The 1133-nt window shown below is 60.3% G+C and carries 2 protein-coding genes; both read right to left on the bottom strand.

Annotated features, from left to right (window positions below; genetic code table 11):
- On the bottom strand, window positions 1-658 hold a 658-nt coding region (locus E4Q08_RS23460), incomplete at its 3' end, for an anti-phage BREX system Lon protease BrxL (protein WP_248595128.1).
- A gap of 7 nt (window positions 659-665) precedes the next feature.
- Window positions 666-1133: hypothetical protein (locus E4Q08_RS23455; protein WP_169072188.1), on the bottom strand; the 468-nt coding region annotated here is incomplete at its 5' end.

The following is a 1133-nucleotide window of genomic DNA, read 5'->3' as shown; positions in this document are numbered from 1 at the left end:
GGCGCTGCATCAAGTGGAGCTTGCGTCTTTGCGTATAGTAAGGGTGGCTCGGCTCGTAACCCATCGAGCGCATGAGCAGATCAAGCCACTGTTCGCGGGTAAAGCGCCGGCGTACCTCGATGAAGCGGTCGATGTTGCGCGAGGAAAGCTGGATAGGACGGATGGCATCGACAAAGAATGGGCGGTTTTGCCCCTTGAAGACGAACGAGTCGTCGTAGCGCAGGGTGATCTCCGCCCAAACGCCGCCCATCAGCAGGCGGTCGTGTGTGCGCACCTCGCTCTCGTCAATGTTGATGAAGTCGAGGTCCAGGTTGGAGAGACGACCCCAGTACTTGTCGTGCGTCTCGACGAGCCGAACCGAGATCTTGTCGATGATCTCGTAGGTTGAGTGCTGTTTGATGGCGGACTTCACCGCCTCGCGTTCGTCTGGTTTCACGTACTTCGACGCGAGCGTCTCGCGCACGAACTGAAGGCCCTCACGAATGGTTTCCTCGTCAGTCGAGGCGCAGTACTTGCCGAGTAGAAACTCGATGACAAAAGCCGGGACGCCGAAAGCGCTGCGCATTCGCCGTAGCAAGTCCTTGCGTACTACCAGACCCGGAAAAACCTCGGCGGCCAGCTTGTCCAGTTCGTCGAGTTCGAATGATTGGTCGCTCATGCCCGCCTCACATGTCTCTCCCCACCGTCAGCTTGATGCCGCCCGGCGGGAATTGTTCAAGGGTCTCGACATCCCGGATGTCGAGTTCGAGCAACTCGCCGGCCTGAAAGCGCGCCGCAGTGTGGAAGAACGCGGTCACGCTCTGTTCCTGCCCTTGCCCTTCAAGGCGCACTTCCTTGGGCTTGCCGGCGACAACGGAAACGATCTTGCCGTCGCCCTGCCGACGCACCACATCCAGCGAGAGCGTGCGACCCGTCTCGGAAAACAACGGCATCTGAGCAGCCGTGGCGGCGGTAGTCACCACGGGGCGCAAGATGACTTTCACCGCGGTCCGTTGCAACTCGTAAGTCGGCAGGACGACCTCCACACCCACTCGCTTCTCCTGTGCGGCAGGCCCGCGGGAAACAAGGTGCGGGATGATCAGTTCCTGGACGCTGGCGCCACCGTGTGAGAAGGACTTCTCGGCCTTGAAGAA

This window comes from Candidatus Accumulibacter contiguus, assembly GCF_012940005.1.
Classification (GTDB): Bacteria; Pseudomonadota; Gammaproteobacteria; order Burkholderiales; family Rhodocyclaceae; genus Accumulibacter; species Accumulibacter contiguus.
The sequence above is the reverse complement of the archived record's forward strand: the minus strand, read 5'-3'. Positions and strand labels throughout refer to the sequence as shown.